Annotated in this window: 15 protein-coding genes; 13 read left to right on the forward strand and 2 right to left on the reverse strand. The window is 51.9% G+C overall.

Annotation, left to right across the window (positions count from 1 at the left end; genetic code table 11):
• The first annotated feature begins 138 nt into the window (after positions 1–138).
• The 3 genes from PKO02S_RS34110 to PKO02S_RS27840 all read left to right on the forward strand — a co-directional run bounded on the left by PKO02S_RS34110 (position 139) and on the right by PKO02S_RS27840 (position 1719).
• Positions 139–294 (forward strand): glycoside hydrolase family 78 protein, encoded by a 156-nt coding sequence (locus tag PKO02S_RS34110; RefSeq protein ID WP_444980886.1) that lies wholly within the window; start codon positions 139–141, stop codon positions 292–294.
• 155 nt (positions 295–449) lie between these two features.
• Positions 450–1391, forward strand: coding sequence for a Gfo/Idh/MocA family protein (locus PKO02S_RS27835; protein ID WP_164821735.1), 942 nt, complete (start codon positions 450–452; stop codon positions 1389–1391).
• 46 nt (positions 1392–1437) lie between these two features.
• The gene (locus tag PKO02S_RS27840) at positions 1438–1719 is read left to right on the forward strand and encodes a hypothetical protein (RefSeq protein WP_127588303.1); all 282 of its coding nucleotides are present in this window, start codon (positions 1438–1440) and stop codon (positions 1717–1719) included.
• Positions 1720–1889: 170 nt separating this feature from the next.
• Here the strand turns inward: PKO02S_RS27840 and PKO02S_RS27845 are convergent, their stop codons facing one another.
• Entirely contained in the window at positions 1890–2654 is a 765-nt protein-coding gene (locus PKO02S_RS27845) for a response regulator transcription factor (RefSeq protein WP_127588304.1), read from the reverse strand.
• Positions 2655–2677: 23 nt separating this feature from the next.
• Positions 2678–4450: a cache domain-containing sensor histidine kinase gene (locus tag PKO02S_RS27850; protein WP_127588305.1), complete on the reverse strand. Its 1773-nt coding sequence runs from the start codon at positions 4448–4450 to the stop codon at positions 2678–2680.
• A gap of 187 nt (positions 4451–4637) precedes the next feature.
• On the opposite strand from PKO02S_RS27850, the gene PKO02S_RS27855 reads away from it, so the two are divergent.
• From PKO02S_RS27855 to PKO02S_RS27900, 10 genes are all read left to right on the forward strand, one after another.
• Entirely contained in the window at positions 4638–5540 is a 903-nt protein-coding gene (locus PKO02S_RS27855) for an ABC transporter permease (protein ID WP_127588306.1), read from the forward strand.
• Positions 5540–6412: a carbohydrate ABC transporter permease gene (locus tag PKO02S_RS27860; protein ID WP_218033965.1), complete on the forward strand. Its 873-nt coding sequence runs from the start codon at positions 5540–5542 to the stop codon at positions 6410–6412. The genes PKO02S_RS27855 and PKO02S_RS27860 overlap by 1 nt, the downstream gene beginning before the upstream one ends.
• Positions 6413–6476: 64 nt before the next feature.
• Complete coding sequence (locus tag PKO02S_RS27865) at positions 6477–8060, forward strand: extracellular solute-binding protein (RefSeq protein WP_127588307.1); 1584 nt, start codon at positions 6477–6479, stop codon at positions 8058–8060.
• A gap of 57 nt (positions 8061–8117) precedes the next feature.
• Positions 8118–11576: a polysaccharide lyase family 8 super-sandwich domain-containing protein gene (locus PKO02S_RS27870; protein ID WP_127588308.1), complete on the forward strand. Its 3459-nt coding sequence runs from the start codon at positions 8118–8120 to the stop codon at positions 11574–11576.
• A gap of 255 nt (positions 11577–11831) precedes the next feature.
• Complete coding sequence (locus PKO02S_RS27875; RefSeq protein WP_164821736.1) at positions 11832–12707, forward strand: SGNH/GDSL hydrolase family protein; 876 nt, start codon at positions 11832–11834, stop codon at positions 12705–12707.
• Positions 12655–13800: a mandelate racemase/muconate lactonizing enzyme family protein gene (locus PKO02S_RS27880; RefSeq protein WP_127588310.1), complete on the forward strand. Its 1146-nt coding sequence runs from the start codon at positions 12655–12657 to the stop codon at positions 13798–13800. The genes PKO02S_RS27875 and PKO02S_RS27880 overlap by 53 nt, the downstream gene beginning before the upstream one ends.
• Positions 13801–13850: 50 nt before the next feature.
• Complete coding sequence (locus PKO02S_RS27885; RefSeq protein WP_246067480.1) at positions 13851–14885, forward strand: Gfo/Idh/MocA family protein; 1035 nt, start codon at positions 13851–13853, stop codon at positions 14883–14885.
• On the forward strand, positions 14882–16036 hold the full coding sequence (locus PKO02S_RS27890) for a Gfo/Idh/MocA family protein (protein WP_127588312.1): 1155 nt from the start codon (positions 14882–14884) through the stop codon (positions 16034–16036). The genes PKO02S_RS27885 and PKO02S_RS27890 overlap by 4 nt, the downstream gene beginning before the upstream one ends.
• A gap of 45 nt (positions 16037–16081) precedes the next feature.
• Entirely contained in the window at positions 16082–16282 is a 201-nt protein-coding gene (locus PKO02S_RS27895) for a hypothetical protein (protein WP_127588313.1), read from the forward strand.
• A gap of 229 nt (positions 16283–16511) precedes the next feature.
• Entirely contained in the window at positions 16512–16928 is a 417-nt protein-coding gene (locus PKO02S_RS27900; protein WP_127588314.1) for a VOC family protein, read from the forward strand.
• Positions 16929–17278 lie beyond the last annotated feature (350 nt).

A 17278-nucleotide genomic window follows, 5' to 3' on the forward strand; every position in this document is an offset into this window, starting at 1 on the left:
CAGGGATGAGCGAGTATGCCGATGTACTATCAGAGCATCGCGCGCTGCTCGTCCAACGCCTTATTCGTATGGAGCGTCCGCTTAATCGTACTTGGCCTTATTAACACAACTTTATTTGAGCAATTCGGAGGAGGTAACATGACCCTGTTATCCAACGCGCCAACTCATTTGAAATGTGAATCTCTAACCAATCTAATAGGAATTGGAACCTCGACCCCAAGCTTTAGTTGGCGGGTGAATGGCTCCGGAAGAGGTGTGAGACAATCCGCATATCGCGCCAACTGGTCAGTATAACATATATTTGAATGATCGTTTATACTTGAAGGATATAACCTGCATAAACGAACCAACCAAGGTTGACACATTACAATTCAATACATCGGCTGATGGTCCTGGTATTTTCTATGTCGATAATGTCAAAATCTCGTCGTATTGGGAGCGATAACGTTATGAAAATGGAAAAGTGGGGAATCGGTCTTTATGGCAAGAATGGGCATCAAATTCACGACCAGCTGCAAAACCATCCGAGAGTCGAGCTGCTGGCGCATGCAGAATTAGAGTCCGTGTTTGACAAAACGAGAACCCTCGAGAATCCCCACATCAAAGCCTATGATTCGCTGGAGGCCATGCTCGAGGATCCGCGTTTGTCCGTCATCTCGCTGTGCTCGCCTTATCGAAGGAATCAGGCTCGGGATGCCGTCCTCTGTTTGCTTGCCGGCAAGCATGTACTGGCGGAGAAGCCGTGCGCCTTGCAGGAGAGTGAGCTCGACGCCATTATTCAGGCAGCGTACCAGAGTGGACGGCATTTTCGGGAGATGTCGGCACTGGAGTTTGCCCAGCCTTACATGGCCATTCGGGACATCGTCCAGTCTGGACAAGTCGGTGAGATCGTACAGATTTATGCGCAGAAATCGTATCCCTATCACGACCGCCGGCCACAGAACCCCGATGTAGATGGCGGGCTGATCGGACAAGTCGGGATTTATTTGCTTCGCTTCATAGAACAAGTTGCGCTGGAGCGAGTGGTCGACGTGACGGCGGACGAGACCTCAATAGGGAACCCGGTACCGGGGGGCGGGCTGAGTATGGCGGCTACGCTTACAATGAAATTGGAGAACGGCGGGGTGGCTTGCGGCATCGCGAACTACCTCAATCAGCCCGGGTTCGGCAAATGGGGAAACGATCATCTTCGCCTATTCGGAACGAAGGGCTTTCTCGAATCGACGGATGGCGGAGCTCGAACCCGACTGGTGATCGGAGAACGAGATTATGGCAGCATCGGGTTTGAAAAGCCAGGGTATACCGAATTTGATCGGTTCTTGGACGAGATTCTGTCGAATGCCCATCCCCAGGCCGGTAGTCTGGAGTACATGCTGCATCCTACCGAATGACGATCCGTGCCATTAACTCCGCGCAAGGCCGAGGCTTAGCGAAGCGATGACCTCGGAATGCCAGCCTACGGCGGTAGCGACAGTAGCCGAAACGGCAGGCCATGCTTACTTGATATCGTCCAAGTCTCTTGAGAAAACCGACTGGAAGCTTGTCGGTACAGAGGTCGCGCGACGCACCGGAGGAATCACCGTCGCGATGAACGAAGTATTATCAGGCGCCGACAGCTTGACACAGGAGCGATCGACGATCATATGGCAAGCGTGTAATCCAGGGAGCGTCGGCGATCGCTTCATTCCTTGCCGGATTGAATTCTCCGGACAATATTAGCAGTAACCGTGCTACAACGACAGCTGCCTGAAAATTGGCGCCTGTCTTGCATGCAACGATAGGACACGATACGTATGCCTGAAGGCAGTCGATGCGCGAAAAGCCGCTTACCGGACATAGTACCGGCAAGCGGCTTTTTTAGCGAAGGCGTTCGTTTGATCCTGCTGCGGTTACTCAGCATTTCGAATTCGTCTTCGGTATTCACCTGGGCTTTGTCCAGTATGCTTCTCGAACAGTTCTCGGAAATATCGGGCGTCGGAGTAACCGGTTTCTTTGCAGATCTGATGAATTTTCGCATCTGAAACCGTTAGCATTTGCTTCGCTTTCTCCATGCGAACCCTTGTGAGAAACTGACTGAACGTTTCCCTATTTTTCTTCTTGAACAGTTGGCTTAAATAGTTCGGGTTTAGATAGAACTGCTCGGAGAGGGAGAGCAGCGTGATCGATTCTGCAAAATGGTTCTCAATGTAAGCGTTAATCTGATCGATTAATTCTGTTGGAGCCGACTTTGGGAGCTCGGCAACCGATTCCTCCGGCCCACGATAGGAGCTCAGAACGAGTCCTGCAATTTCCGCCACGCTCGTCTTTAACTCTGCTTCCTCAACGGGCTTTAATACGTAGTGGTTAATGCCCAGTTGCATCGCTCTTCGGGCATATTCGAATTCTGAAAATCCGCTCAAGATGATGAATCTGGCTGGATGTTTATTCTCCCGAAGCTTGGTGATCATCTCCAGACCGTCCATAAGAGGCATTCGAATATCGGTCACGATAAGATGCGGCATTGAATACATCGCTGTTTCGAACCCGGTCTTGCCGTTATGCGCTAGCCCAATGATTTCGCATCCGTAACTGGACCAGTCTATGAGACTTGTAAGCCCCATTGCAATGCTCTTCTCATCGTCTACAATAAGAACCTTGCATCTCTCATCTGTCATGTATTTTAACTACCCCCCGATATTCAGATATTAGGCAAGGGAGGAATTGAGATGGATACGATGGTTCCTTGGCCCTCTGTTGAATCTATGGTTAAACCGTAGTTAACTCCATAATGGAGCCGAAGGCGTTCGTGTACATTCCGCAATCCGATCGAGCTTCCTTCCGCTGTGTCGGTTGACGGTACGCTCTCCAAACTACGACGGACGGCTTGCAGACGCTCAACGTTCATTCCGGCTCCGTTATCGATAATAGTGATAACAGTGGCGTCAGATCGCTCTGTAGCGCGGATCACGATCGTATTAGGCTGGGTGTCATCCCAGAAACCGTGCACGATGCTGTTCTCGATAATTGGTTGAAAGACAAGCGATATCAACGGAACGTGACGCAGCCGATCTTCCAATTCGACAGTGAGTGAGAACAAACCGTTGTATCGGATGTTTTGCAAGTGCGTATATAACTCGATATAGTGGAGCTCATCAGAAATGCGGTTATCCCGAGGATTATGAGTGAGGGCCAGATGGAACAGCTTGCCCAACGTCTTGATCATGACGGCAACTTCCTTCGCACCGCTCGTGTGCGCTTTCATCCTAATAGATTCTAGCGTGTTATTCAGCCAATGCGGATTGATTTGGGTTTGTAGGGCGAGCAGTCGGGATGAATTTTGTCGAATTTCCGCTTGATACACATCTTCGATCAAATGTTTGATTTTGGAAATCATTAAATTGTACTTCAGGATCAACACGCCAATCTCATCACGGCGCCCCGTATCCGGCATAGGACGATAATACCCGTCTTCAACGTGCCTAATATTCCTCGTTAGCAAGTGAATCGGCTTCGTGAAATGATAGCTCAACACGAACGAACAAATCGCAAGTATGAAGATAGAGAAGCCCAGGATCAGACTGGTTGTGATTTTCATTCTATCGAGCTCGTTGTAGAGCATATCCTTCGGTACCATGACCAAGACGTTCAAGTCGACAGCTGCAGGCATTCCAGTGATTGTGATAAAGGAATCGCCTCCAGCACTTTTATCGGCAATATCCGCAGGGTGCACGGATGAACTCGGTTGGCCGGAATCATATATGAATTTGCCCTGTTTATTCGTTATGACGATCCGGGCATGATACTGCGTGATAAGGGTATTTAAATTCTCATTACGTGTGATAAGGCCCGTTGCGGTCAGATGAAACAATAAAGTGCCAACCCCCTGTGCCTCTTGATCTTTGATTAAGCGGCCTGCGGTAAACACATTGGAGACAAGACCGGAATTCGAGTTCTGGAGATACGCGGGCGTAATTACCAGTTGGCCGTTCCCGCCCAAAATTTGCTGATACCAGGGCTGACTGGTCAATCCGGACTCATTATAGTAGCTTGGATAACCGCCTAGCGAATAAATGTTGCCTTTTTTGCTAATGAGCATGATACCTTCCACAAAAGGGAGTTGATCCGAGTATTGACTCAGCATACGATTGATGACTAATTTGTGGCTGATCTTCTCGATGATGGTAAAGGCTGATTCGTTTCCGAGGAAATCGATTGTCTTAGGATCGCTGAAGATGCTGCGGGATGTATTCTCAATCTGCGTCATGTAGTTATTGAGTGTTGTCTGCAGTTGATAGGTGAACAGGCGGATGAAGTCGGCCGAATTGTCATGTATATCGGATTTGGACAAGTAATAGTAAATTTGCGTGACTATGAGCATTGGCAAAAGACAAAGGACCAGAAAAGAGGTGAACAGCTTTAGGGAAAAGGCAAGGTCGGTCCACTTGCGTCGTGTAGTAGTGATCCAGTTCATCGAGACCCTCCCTTGAAAGCGCTATACATGTGTTTTCTATTATAGAAACGCCTATCACATTTGACAAGCGACTTGAGAGAGTCCTAATATTTCTCCCCCCTGTGTCTATATATTGTCCCCTTATGTACAGAATGAAGCTGTCTCTATAATAAGGTCAAGCGCAATTACAATCACGATGGGCTGGAGGATGGGGTCGTTGACTAATGTGAAGAAGGTTTGGCCTTTGTATGTAATGGCACTCCCGGGTATAGCTTTTTTCTTGCTATTCCGGTATGTTCCTTTGTTCGGTTCCATGATTGCCTTTCAAGACTATATGATCTTTCGGGGCGTGCTTGACAGCCCTTGGGTCGGATTCAAACACTTTACGAGCTTCGTAGAGTATTATCAGTTCGGGAGAATCATGAAAAACACCATCATCATCGGGCTGTATAATCTGATTTTCGTATTTCCGGCACCGATCGTGCTGGCCCTGATGTTCAATGAAGTGCGGCTCCTGCTTTACAAGCGGTTTTTGCAAACCGTGTATTACATCCCCCACTTCTTCTCCTGGGTGGTCATTGCCGGTCTTGCTTTTGATTTCCTCTCCATGTCTGGGCTCCTCAACAGCTTGCGCGGGTGGGTTGGAATGGAACCGATCCTGTTCTTACAGGAAGAAGGTTACTTTCGATCGATCCTTGTGCTCAGTGGAATATGGCGAGAAGCTGGGTGGGGAACGCTTATTCTGCTGGCCGCGATTAGTGCAATCAATCCGGAGATCTATGAATCAGCGATGGTAGACGGAGCAGGCAGATTCCGGCAAATGCTGAGCATTACGCTTCCTTCGATAATGCCTACGGTTGTCGTTCTGCTGCTGCTGCACATGGGCAATTTCCTGGAGCTCAGCTTCGAGCAGATCTATAACTTCCTCACGCCTATGACGTATCCGGTCGGAGATGTGATCGATACATTCGTTTATCGGGTCGGCATTCTTGAAGGGGAGTACAGCTTCACGACCGCCATCGGGTTGTTCCAATCGGTGGTAGGCCTAATCCTAGTGGTGATCTTCAATCAAATGGCACGGAAATATCAGGAAGACGGAGGGTTATGGTAATGGCATCCATCAAACTATCAAGAGGGGATAAATGGATGGGGGGTGTGAATGCGATCGCTCTAGGCGTCTTGACACTCCTGATGCTCGCGCCTCTGCTGAAAGTGCTGGCAACAAGCTTCAGTTCCGGATGGGCGGCGGATAGCGGGCAAGTGCTATTCTGGCCGACGGATCCGACATTCGCCGCCTGGGAGGAAATTTTGAAGCGTGGCTCCTTATGGCGTTCCCTGTTCGTTACGGCATCAGCTGCGGTTATCGGGACGGCATTAGCTTTGCTGTTCACTTCGATGTTCGCCTATCCGTTGTCCAAGAAAGAGTTCAAGCCGGCCAAGTTATTGATGCTCCTTATCTTGATAACGATGATCTTTCGCGTGCCGATCATCCCGTACTTTCTCGCAATCAAATCCTACGGACTAATCAACAATTACTGGGTATTGATAGTCCCGTTTCTATTTACCGGCTTTAACGTAATCATCGTTCGCACGTTCTTCAAGCAGTTTCCGAAGGAATTGGAAGAAGCGGCACAAATGGAAGGCTGCGGGTATTTCCGCTTGCTGTTTCGTATCGTGCTGCCTACGTCTAAGGCGGTGTTGGCAACGATTGGGATTTTCACGGCGGTGATGATCTGGAATCAGTTCCGGGATCCCCTATTGTTCATCCATGACCAGGAGTTGTATCCGCTGCAGCTAAGATTGAGAACTTATGTCACATTTACCGATATGGTTGGATTGTCCCAGTTCCAGGAGTTGAAATTGTACAGCCAGACTACGTTGTCTGCCGCGGCTATTATTTTTGCGGTAACGCCGATTCTCGCCGTTTATCCGTTCCTGCAGAAGCATTTCATCAAGGGAGCCTTTCTCGGCTCAATCAAGTAACGATCTGAATCACCGGCTTAAGCTGGGTTTGGATAAATAACGCAATGAAAAGAGGGAATGGAAAATGCAGAAAAAAAAGTGGTGGACTTCGTCTATGACCCTGGTGCTGGCAGTGACTGTCCTGACGGCATGCAGCGGAGGCGGGTCGTCTCCGTCAAGCGAAACGACAGCCACGGCCAGTCCGAGCGTTAAACCGAAGGAAGTAGTTTACGTTGAGGTGGCGGGCAACACCGGGGACGCCGGGGCGAACGATCTGACGAAGGACGATCCTTGGGTGAAGTGGATCGCGGAAAAGACAGGTGTTGGTTATACGGTGAAATATGTTGCGTGGGATGGCGGTAACGGATACGCCCAGCGGTTAAATACGAGAATTTCCACCGGCGACCTACCTGATCTGTTCTTGCCCTGGGGGGGCGTAGAAACGTCGCTGATCAAACAAGGCGCGCTTGTCGAGCTGAGTAAATATTTGCCGCAGTACGCACCGCATATTTGGAATGGCATCCCGAAAGAAATTTGGGACGTCGTCCGTACATCTGATCCTAGCGGCAAAGGCGGCATCTACTACATTCCTCGCGTTGAGCTATATAACGGGTACGGCGCACATATCCGTAAGGACTGGCTGGACCGAGTGGGCAAACCGATCCCCAAGACACAAGAGGAATACGTCGACGTGCTGCGGGCATTCCTCAAGGAAGACGCCAACGGAAACGGCGATCCGAATGACGAGATTCCAGTCAGCGGCCGCGAGTTCGGGCGTTGGATGGATCATCTGTTCGGCATGTATGGCGTCGCCATCTGGGAAGGTCTGCCACAGTGGGATATTTACAACGGGGAGCTGACGTACTCCGCGGTAACCCCCAATATGCGGGATGCTATCCTCTTCATCCGTCAGTTATATAAGGAAAAGCTCCTCGACAACGAGACGTTTCTCAACTCAGGTGCAGAGTGGCTGAACCGCATTCACGCCGACAAAATCGGCAGCTTCTTCAGTCTTCCTAGAAATGCGAATCAACGATTGGACAGCATCGTGAAGACGAATCCTAAGGCTGAGCTCGTATACTTACCGTTGCCGAAAGTCAAAGGGTATAACGGCTTCGTGACTTACACCAGGATCAATCGGCCTGAATGGGTCATCGCCAACAAGAACGAGGCGACTACGATCGCCGCGTTGAAGCTTTTGGAGTTTTATCATGACCCCGCCAACACGAACGACGTGCTGAACGGACTTGAAGGCATTGATCATAAAGTAGTAAACGGCAAGGTTCAGCTGATTCCGATTGATGCTGCCAAGCGTCCTTCGCGAGTTCTGGCCAATATCATTACCGATCTACCGCTCGTACAGGCCAGGTTCGCCCAGGAGCTGGATTCGGTCGATGAATCCCGGAAGAAGCTGTTCCAGATGCGGGATCAGATGGTCATTGATTCGCAGAAGGACGGCAAGCCGATTGCTGGCGATGGTATCCCGGCTACGATCTACGACAACTATCCGGACATTCGCAAGCACACGATGTTTCAGGAGGTTATGACTAAGATCGTAATTGGAGCAGAGCCGATCGAGAAGTTCGACGAATTCGTCGAACTCTGGAACAAGTCGGGAGGGAAAGAAGTGACCGCGAGGGCGAGAGCGTGGTATAAGCAAATGCACTAGTGGTGTAGAGAGAGGTCCGGGGAGAGACCGTATGATTTCATAGGGAGGTGCTTCATCGTGAAAGCAAGCTCTGGAAAACGTGCAAGATCCGTCATCGCAGGTGTGCTAGCATGTATTTTAATGGTGATCACGTTCGCGTTCGGGCCGTACAGTCCGAATGCATATGCCGTACAAGACGATTTCGATGTGCTCCGGGACAAGTGGAAGATGCGGTTAACCGGGGGAACCGGCTACAATCCGTCCGATCCAGACATCGCCGCCGCCATTACCGCTCAGGACAGCTTGGCCCAGCAATATTTGACTTCCTTCCACACTCCGACCTCGTCCCAGCCTTATCTGTGGTCCGATCAGACGGGCGGAACCATCGTTGCAACGGAAACATCCTACGGACGTCTCCTCGCGATGGCCAAAGCTTATGCGACAACCTCGTCGGGTCTCTCGACGACGACCAAAGCGAATATTCGAAGCTCCGTATTGACCGGCATGCAGTTTTTAATTAACAACTGGTACAAAACGTCGGTATCGCAAGGCAACCAATGGTTCAAATTCGAGATCGGAGTGCCGAAGCAGGTGCTGGATTTGACCGTTCTGATGTACGACGATCTGCTGCAGGCCAATCAACTGGCGCTTGTCCAAGCGAATATGAACGTTATCCTGCACTTTTCGCCCGATCCTGCTGATTCCGAACGATCCACAAGCCATCCACGCCTCGGTTATATGACGGGGGCGAATCTGATGGACAAGTGCCTCAACCATGCATTGGTTGGGATATTGCTGAAGGATGGCGACATCATCGACGTAGCCAATGAACGGATTGTCGATATTTTCGATTATGTGACGACCGGGGACGGCTTCTACGAGGATGGTTCGTTCATCCAGCACGTGGCATTGCCGTATACGGGGACATACGGCATGGTGATGATGCGCTCGCTGCCCTCGTATATCAGCCTGCTTAAGGGATCGGATTGGGAGTTGACCGACCCGGATGCTGATCATTTGTACGATTGGATTTACGATTCCTTCGAGCCCGTATTCTTCCGCGGCGCGACCATGGATATGGTGAGAGGTCGGGCGATCTCCCGCATCACGAGCCAGGACCTGCACTCCGGCCGCGCGTACCTTCTCGGCTTAGCGGAAATCTCTACTTTTTCGCCGCCGATGGATGCCGCGTATTTTAAGGGCGTCGTGAAGCGTTGGGTTGGAACGGCGATGTTCAACAATTTTTACTCGGGGCTAACGCTCTATCAGATCGCGCTCGTCAAGGGGATTGTCGCAGCCACCGGGGTATCTCCGGTCGAGATGCCGATCTACAACAAGCCTTTCCCAAGTATGGACCGTGTCGTGCACCATCGTCCGGACTTCAGCTTTGGCATCAGCATGTACTCCAACCGGATCTACAACTACGAATACTCAGGCCCGCCTCAGGAGGAGAATCGGGCAGGTTTCTATACGGCTGAGGGTATGACCTACTTGTACAACGGTGACTTGCATCAGTTCAGCGATGTATTCTGGCCGACGGTCGACCCGAAACGGCTCCCGGGCATTACGGTGGACTATGGCCAAGCGCGAGCCGTAGGCTCCGGAGAAATGACCAAAAGTCCCAACAGCTGGGTGGGAGGGACAGAGGTTGGTGGGGTGTACGGGGTGGCCGGCATGAAGCTGAAAGGCTGGAATAACACGTTGACCGCTAATAAATCCTGGTTCATGTTCGACGATGAAATTGTCGCTCTCGGATCCGGCATCAACAGTACAGATTCGCGGACGATCGAGACAGTCGTAGACAACCGGATGATCAACACCTCGGGCAATAATGCGCTAACGGTGAACAGTACACTGAAATCCTCTTCCATCGGTTGGGCGGAAACGATGAGCGGCGTGAATTGGGCTCATCTGGCCGGCAGCGCATCCGGCAGCGATATCGGTTATTTCTTTCCCGGTGGGGCAACGATCAAAGGCTTGCGCGAGGCGCGTACGGGAGCCTGGAGCGACATCGACCCATACTGGGCGAGCGGCGACCCGGCCATTCACATCGACCATACAAGAAATTACGTCTCCCTTCGATTCGATCATGGAACCAATCCGACGAACGGCAACTATGCCTACGTGCTGCTCCCAAACAAGACAACGACACAGGTCGGCCAATATGCGGCCGATCCGGATATTCAGGTGATTGAGAATACGATTTCCGCGCAAGCGGTCAAGGAAACCAATCTGAATATCGTGGCCGCCAACTTCTGGGAGAACAAATCTTATACAGTCGATAAACTGACCAGCAACAAGAAAGCATCGGTTATGACCCGGATCGTCGGAAATACACTGGAGGTGTCCGTCTCTGATCCGACCCAAGAAAACATGGGTACCATCGAACTTGATATTGAGCATAATGCGCTCTCCGTATTATCTGCCGATCCCCGCATAACTGTTACACGTCTCTCGCCGTCCATCCGGTTGAGCGTTAATGTGAACGGAGCGAAGGGCGCGGCGATCAAAGCGACATTCGCGCTGGGTGTACAGGGGGGGGCCGTTTTTCTGGACCCTATCGCAGATGCCTTCGTTAAGAGCGGCACAGATGCGGCTGTGAATTACGGGTCAAACGCTCAACTGCAGGTCAAAGGCACCACGAACGCTAACCTGAAGCGCAAAACGTACTTGAAGTTCGATCTGACGGGTCTGGCAACGGCTGATACCGCCCTGGTCCGGCTGTACGGCAAACTCGATTCGGGCACATCAGCCACGATCTCGGTCTTCAACGGGGGATCGGGCGGGTGGAGTGAAGCCGGGATTACGTGGAACAACGCGCCTTCACATTCCGTTGTCCCGCTTGATAGCCAGCTCATCTATTCGATCAATCGGGTATATGAGTTTAATGTAATCGATGCGGTTCAGGATGCGCTCGGACAAGGGCAGACGAGTCTAACACTCGTCCTCGATGGACTTACAAGTGACGACAAATTAGAGATCTTCTCGAGCAGAGAAGCTGGAAGCAACGGTCCCAAGCTCTTTGTAAGTGGATCGATGACCTCTCCAAGATTAGAAGAGTTGGAGCCGACGGACGATGCGAACGTCCGCGGGACACCTTTCGAGAACGACAACTACGGCACGTCTACGCTAATAAGACTGTATTACGCAACTAGCGACAGCGTAAAGCGCAAGGCGTATCTGAAGTTCGATCTGTCCGATTATGCCTCGATCGATAATGCCACTTTACAGCTGTACGGAGTCTCCACGGCACCTGCCCTCGTGCGGGTGTATGAGGTGACGAACGACACCTGGAGCGAATCAACCTTAACTTGGAGCAACGCTCCTGCGGCAATTGGATTATCGAAGGCCTCCTTCACGGCCAGTGCGGCGGCAAGGTACTACCAGATTAATTTGACGGAACTGGCCCGTAGCCACCTGGCCGATGGCAAGCTGTCGTTGCATCTTGCGACGCCAGATGCGTTGCTTGTCGACTTTAATAGCAAGGAGAATGCATCCGCCCATCCTGTCCTGATCGTGACCGGAACGAAGCAGTGAGGCTAACGGAAGCTACGGACGACTTTATCATATAGTCGGCCGTAGTTTTCGCCAATCCATTGCCTTTTATTTGGGGATTTTGAAAGGAGTCGGTTTATGAATTATAGGTCATGGTTCAAAAATTGCACGGACGTCATTGCTACAGCAAACGGACTGCGGCCGGTGCGATTTACACCCCAGCAGCTTTCCCATTATACCAGTACCGAAAATCTTCGTATAAGAAGCTGTTGCTCCTCGGGCTGTGCCCTGGACATTGTGACGGATTCCGAGTTCATTGAGTTCGATTACACCGTCGGTGATTCGGCACGCAGCGTATTTTATTTCGATACTTTCGTAAACGGCTGTTTTTTGAGTTCGATCGGCACGGATTGCCTTGATAGCAAGGAGGGGCGGTTCCGCAGCGAATGGGGCGACGCCGGGCATAGGGAAGAAGCAAGAGTGACGGTTTATTTGCCCCATCTGGCGGAAATATCGCTCCACAGTTTTAGGCTGGCTGACGGCGCCTCGGCGTCCCCCGCTCACGCGGAGAGCCGTAATTTATTGTGTCTGGGCGATTCCATCACACAAGGCATGGATGCGAAGCATCCTTCAGCTACTTATCCCGTGCTGCTGGCTAGGCAGCTTGGGATGAATCTTCTGAATCACGGCGTCGGCGGCCACATTTTCGATAAGAGCAGCCTCGACCGCGACCTTCCCTACCGGCCTGACCTACTCACTGTAGCATACGGTACTAACGATTGGGGCAAGTATGAAAGTCTGGCCGAATTTCGTCTAGCGTGCGACGCGTATATAGCCGAATTGGTCGAAATTTATCCTGAAGCGGACATTACCGTGCTAACACCTATTTGGAGAGAGGATTGGAAGCAGGCTAGGCCAATGGGATCCTTCGCCGAGCTGAGCCGCACGATCGCAGACGTATGCGGCGGCTATCCTGGCGTCAGAGTCGTAAATGGTCTGGAACTCGTACCGCACCAGTCACGGTTTTATGGAGATGGCCGTTTGCATCCGAACGACGAGGGCTTCGCGCATATGGCTATAGGCATTCTCAAGCAATGGCGTGGAGGAGGAACCCATATAAATGAAAATCCGTTCGATCGACATCTATCCACTCAAAATCCCGTTCAAGGCTAGCTTCGGAATTGCACGGGGGAAGGTCGGCGGGACAGGCATGCAGCGAACAGTCGTGCTGATTAAGCTGACGGACACAGACGGTATCGTAGGCTGGGGCGAGGCATCTCCGAGTCATATATGGTCATCGGAAACACTTGAGTCGGTTGTAACTACGCTCGAAGCATACTATGCACCTACGCTGATCGGACATCCATGCTCTGATATTGACGGCATGATCCGTAATATCAATCGTCTCGTCGGTCCGAACTATTCCATTGCCCACCCGATCGCCAAGTGCGGGCTCGATCTGGCGATGCACGACCTGATCGGAAAGAGGCGGGGGTTGACGATTGGAGAGCTCTGGGGTTATGAACGGACGCAGGAGGCGACGCTCAGTTGGACAATCAGCGCTACCAATCTGCAGGAGGCTGAACAGATCCTGCTTCAAGGTCTTGAGGTTGGATACCGCAATTTCAACATAAAGCTAGGCATTTCTCCTGCTTATGATGTGGAGTTGTGCCGGCTCGTCCGACGCATGGTGCCAGACAGCTATCTCTGGGGGGACGCAAACGGCGGATACCAATACGCAGACATCAGACGAATTGTGCACTTGCTGGAGGAAGCGGGCCTCGACCTTCTTGAGCAGCCTCTCCCGTCAAACCAGATGCAGCTGATGCGCGAGCTCCGGCAAGTGATGTCGATCCCGCTCGGCGCCGACGAGCCGTTACTAGCGCCACGCGACTTGTTGGAGTGGGCGCAGCAAGGGCTCATCTCAGCCTACGTGGCCAAAGTATCTCGCAGCGCAGGGTTGTTCTACTCGAGGATCGCTTGCGAAATCGCTGAACATTGGCCGATGCCGATCGTCTGCAGCGGGCTGACAGAGACCGGGCTGGGTTTAGCGGCGAACGTGCACCTAGCTTGTGCGTTCGGCGTGGAGCGGCCCTGCGCCTGGAACGGTCCACAGTTTTTAGCGGACGACATTTTGAAGGTCCCGCATACCATTAAGGAAGGCCGTATCCTAAAGCCGAACCGGCCAGGCCTTGGCGTCGAAGTCGATGAAGCTAAGATCAAAGCATTCTTGCATGGAAATCCCATCAGAGTGGTGCAGGGATAGCCAGATGAGAACATCAAATGCTGGAGAAGGAAAGGAGTACGTGCAAAGCCGTGAACAGCAAAAATCAATTTTCCATTATCGGTTGCCAGCATGCACACATCCATACGTTCATTGCAGAGATGCTGGCTCTAGATTACGAATGCGTGGGTATCTATGAGCCGGAGCACCTGGAACTGGCGCGTACGACATCTGATAAGTTTTCCATCCCGATATTCGAACATTTTGACCCGTCTCAACTGCTGGGTGAGCAGATCGATGTCGTCGGCTGCGCAGCCATTAACAATCGCAAGATTGAAATCATCGAGCTGTGCGAGAAGCAAGGCAAGCACATTATGTTAGATAAGCCTGCGGTCACAAGCCGCGTAGGCCTTACACGGCTTCAAGCTGTCGCCGCACGCGGCCGCATTCAGATCGGCATGCTGCTCACCGAGCGTTTCCGTCCGTCGATCTACACGCTGAAGCGGCAGATTGACGAAGCAACGCTCGGCCGAATCGTATCCATTGGGATGCGAAAGCCGCATAGGCTGAACCCTGGCATCCGGCCAGACTGGTTCTACTCACGGGAGCGGAGCGGCGGCATCGTCGTGGATCTGCTTATTCACGATTTCGACCTGCTGCGCTGGCTGACTGGCTGCGAGATCGTCTCGTCCGTTGGCTCGATCAGCAAGCATCATTTGCCTGAGCGACCTGATTTCTACGACACCGCAAGCGTACAAGTTGAGCTTGAAGGCGGGCTTGTCGCCCAGTTGTATGCGGACTGGCATACGCCGGACAAAAGTTGGACGTGGGGCGACGGACGTATTTTCATTAATGGAACTGAAGGCTGCGCCGAGCTTCGGCTCTCAGGCGACCCGTTCATAACCGCGGATCAACCGCTGCTGCTGCAAATCACGAATAGGGAAGCTGTCACGCGACCTACCCTCGTACAGCCTCCAGTGACTATTACCAGAGACTTCTTAAATCGTATTTACGGCTGTTGCGACGTTATCGTCACCCAGGACGATATACTACTCGCCATGGCCGCCACCATCGAGGCGGATGAGCAAGTTATTGTCCACTACTCCAAGGAGGCTGTTGCCACATGACACAAAACCAGAGAAAGTTCGGAATCGGCCTGATCGGCTGCGGCTCCATTTCCCGCCATCACATCGAGGGCTGCGCCGGGCTCGCGGACGAATGCGAGATTCGCGCCGTCTCCGATCTTGTGCCGGAGAAAGCCAATACCGCCGCCGCATCGATCGGCGCTAACGTCCAAGCGTATACCGACTATACGCAGCTTCTGAGTCGGCCAGATATCGACGTAGTCGCCATCTGCTCGCCGCCATTTGCGCACAAAGTGCCGGTCATCGACGCCCTGCGGGCCGGCAAGCACGTTATCTGTGAAAAGCCGATGGCGGCTTCGCTCCAAGATTGCGATGAGATGATTGCAGTGGCCCGAGATTCTGGCCGCAAACTGTCCATTGTGTTCCAGTTGCGCTTCGATCCGGATATTCAGCGCATACGACGCGTGCTGCAGTCGCCTGAGATGGAGCCGGTCGTCTTTGCGCAGATGAACGGCTACTATTGGCGTGGATCCAACTATTACAACGTGCCGTGGCGCGGCAAATTCGACACCGAGTGCGGCGGCGTCACGATGAACCATTCCATTCATACGGTCGATCTCTTCCTCTGGCTCATGAACGACCAGCCTATCAGCGTCAGCGCTGAGATGGACACAATCGGGCATGATATCGAGGTGGAGGACATCTCCATGGCGGTCATTAAGTTCAGTCGAGGCGCGATGGCGCAGCTGAACTGCTCCCTCGTGACAGTGCGCCAGGAACATACGATGGAATTTTCGGGGGCGACCAAGCAAGTCTCGTTCCCGTTGAATTTCCATGCCGTGCAACAAGACGCGGGCGGGTTTCCAGTCAGAGATGATAGGGCTATCGAGTGTTTGTGGCAGCTCTCCGACATGCAGGAAGCAACCGCCCCGAAACATAAATACTCCTATGCCGACCTATTCCGCGCCATTCGCGAGGATAGCGAGCCTTTAGTCAATGGGGAGGAAGGGCGGAAGACGATTGAGCTAATCACGGCTATTTACAAATCGGCTACAACCGGGACCAAGGTGCTGCTTCCGCTGGAACGCGACGACCCATGGTATACACGAACCGGCATGCTTGAGCATGTGAAGCGAAGAGAACCGGAATTGCTAGCAACAGAAAGTATTCCACCACACATTCCGCACCTCTGAAGATCGTCATGAGGCACTGGCGTCTGCCTATGCACCGGAAACGTCGTGATACGATCCGGTGTGTCGTTCGTCTCGTCCAACAATGGTGCCACGTACCGCTGGATCGCCGTGAAAGCCGTGCACGAGGGCCATGCGCTTCGCCTGTTCGTAGTCGAGTCCAGCGTGCTGGACAAGAAGAAGGAAAACACCTTAGCTCTCGAACGGAAGGCTGAATGCTCTTTACCATCTCTAGTTAGTTGGGTCTAATTATATAGAAATCAGATCGCACCGTTGAATAGCAGATTGGGGAAACCTAGTTTGCCTTTTTTGTTTTACATGAGAAAACTTCATGTGACGCCGCTGTAGCCGATTCGTTTGCCATGGCGAGTTCTTCGCTTCCGAATCCATGAGACCGATGAATTTCCAGATCGGCTGTCATCTATATAATGAAGGCATAAATGAACACAAACTAATTTGACGAAGAGGTGTTTTGAAAATGGCATTCATGTCCTCATTCACAAGCTTCAACCTGCCTGTAAAAAACGTATTACAATCGAAAGTGTTCTTCACCGGACTCGGATTCGAGCTCAACCCGCAATTCCCCGATAACGAGAATGCGGTAGCCATCGTGATCGGCGACAACCTGCAGATCATGCTGATCAATCAAGCAATCTTTAATACGATCACGGAGAAGGAATCCGTCGATACGAGCAAGTATGCGCAGATGACGATCGCATTGGCCTTCGAGAGTCGGGCAAGGGTCGATGAAATCGTGAATACCGCGGTCTCCTTGGGCGGGAAATTGCACGCTGAACCTGAAGATCATGGGTCCATGTATCATTGGGGTTTCGTGGACTTGGACGGCCATCTGTGGGCCATAAACTACATGAACTTGGATGAGGCACAAGGTTAAGGCTAACGGAGATCACGTACGTACTAGGGTTCAAAATAGAAAGACGCCGGGCATCCTCCCCGGCGTCTTTCTTCAACATATCAGAAAGTTTAAATCCTTTACAGTACTAAAGCATAGGGGTACCCTATTTATAACCATACAGAAAGGATAAGGTTTTGGGGTGAACCGAAGGTCCCCCCCTCTTAGGGACGGAGACCACGGCCTCCATTGTGCGGCAGTCCGACTTTTTCGGACTGCATCTAGCGGCTACTTGGCGTTCGTTGCTCTTGGGCTGCCTCTACCGTTACGCTCACACAAATCCCCCCATTCCAGCAACACAACTCGGGTCATGCCCGCAACATCTCGCAAAC

Origin of the sequence: Paenibacillus koleovorans NBRC 103111, from assembly GCF_004000845.1 — a bacterium.
Lineage (GTDB): Bacteria > Bacillota > Bacilli > Paenibacillales > NBRC-103111 > Paenibacillus_AA > Paenibacillus_AA koleovorans.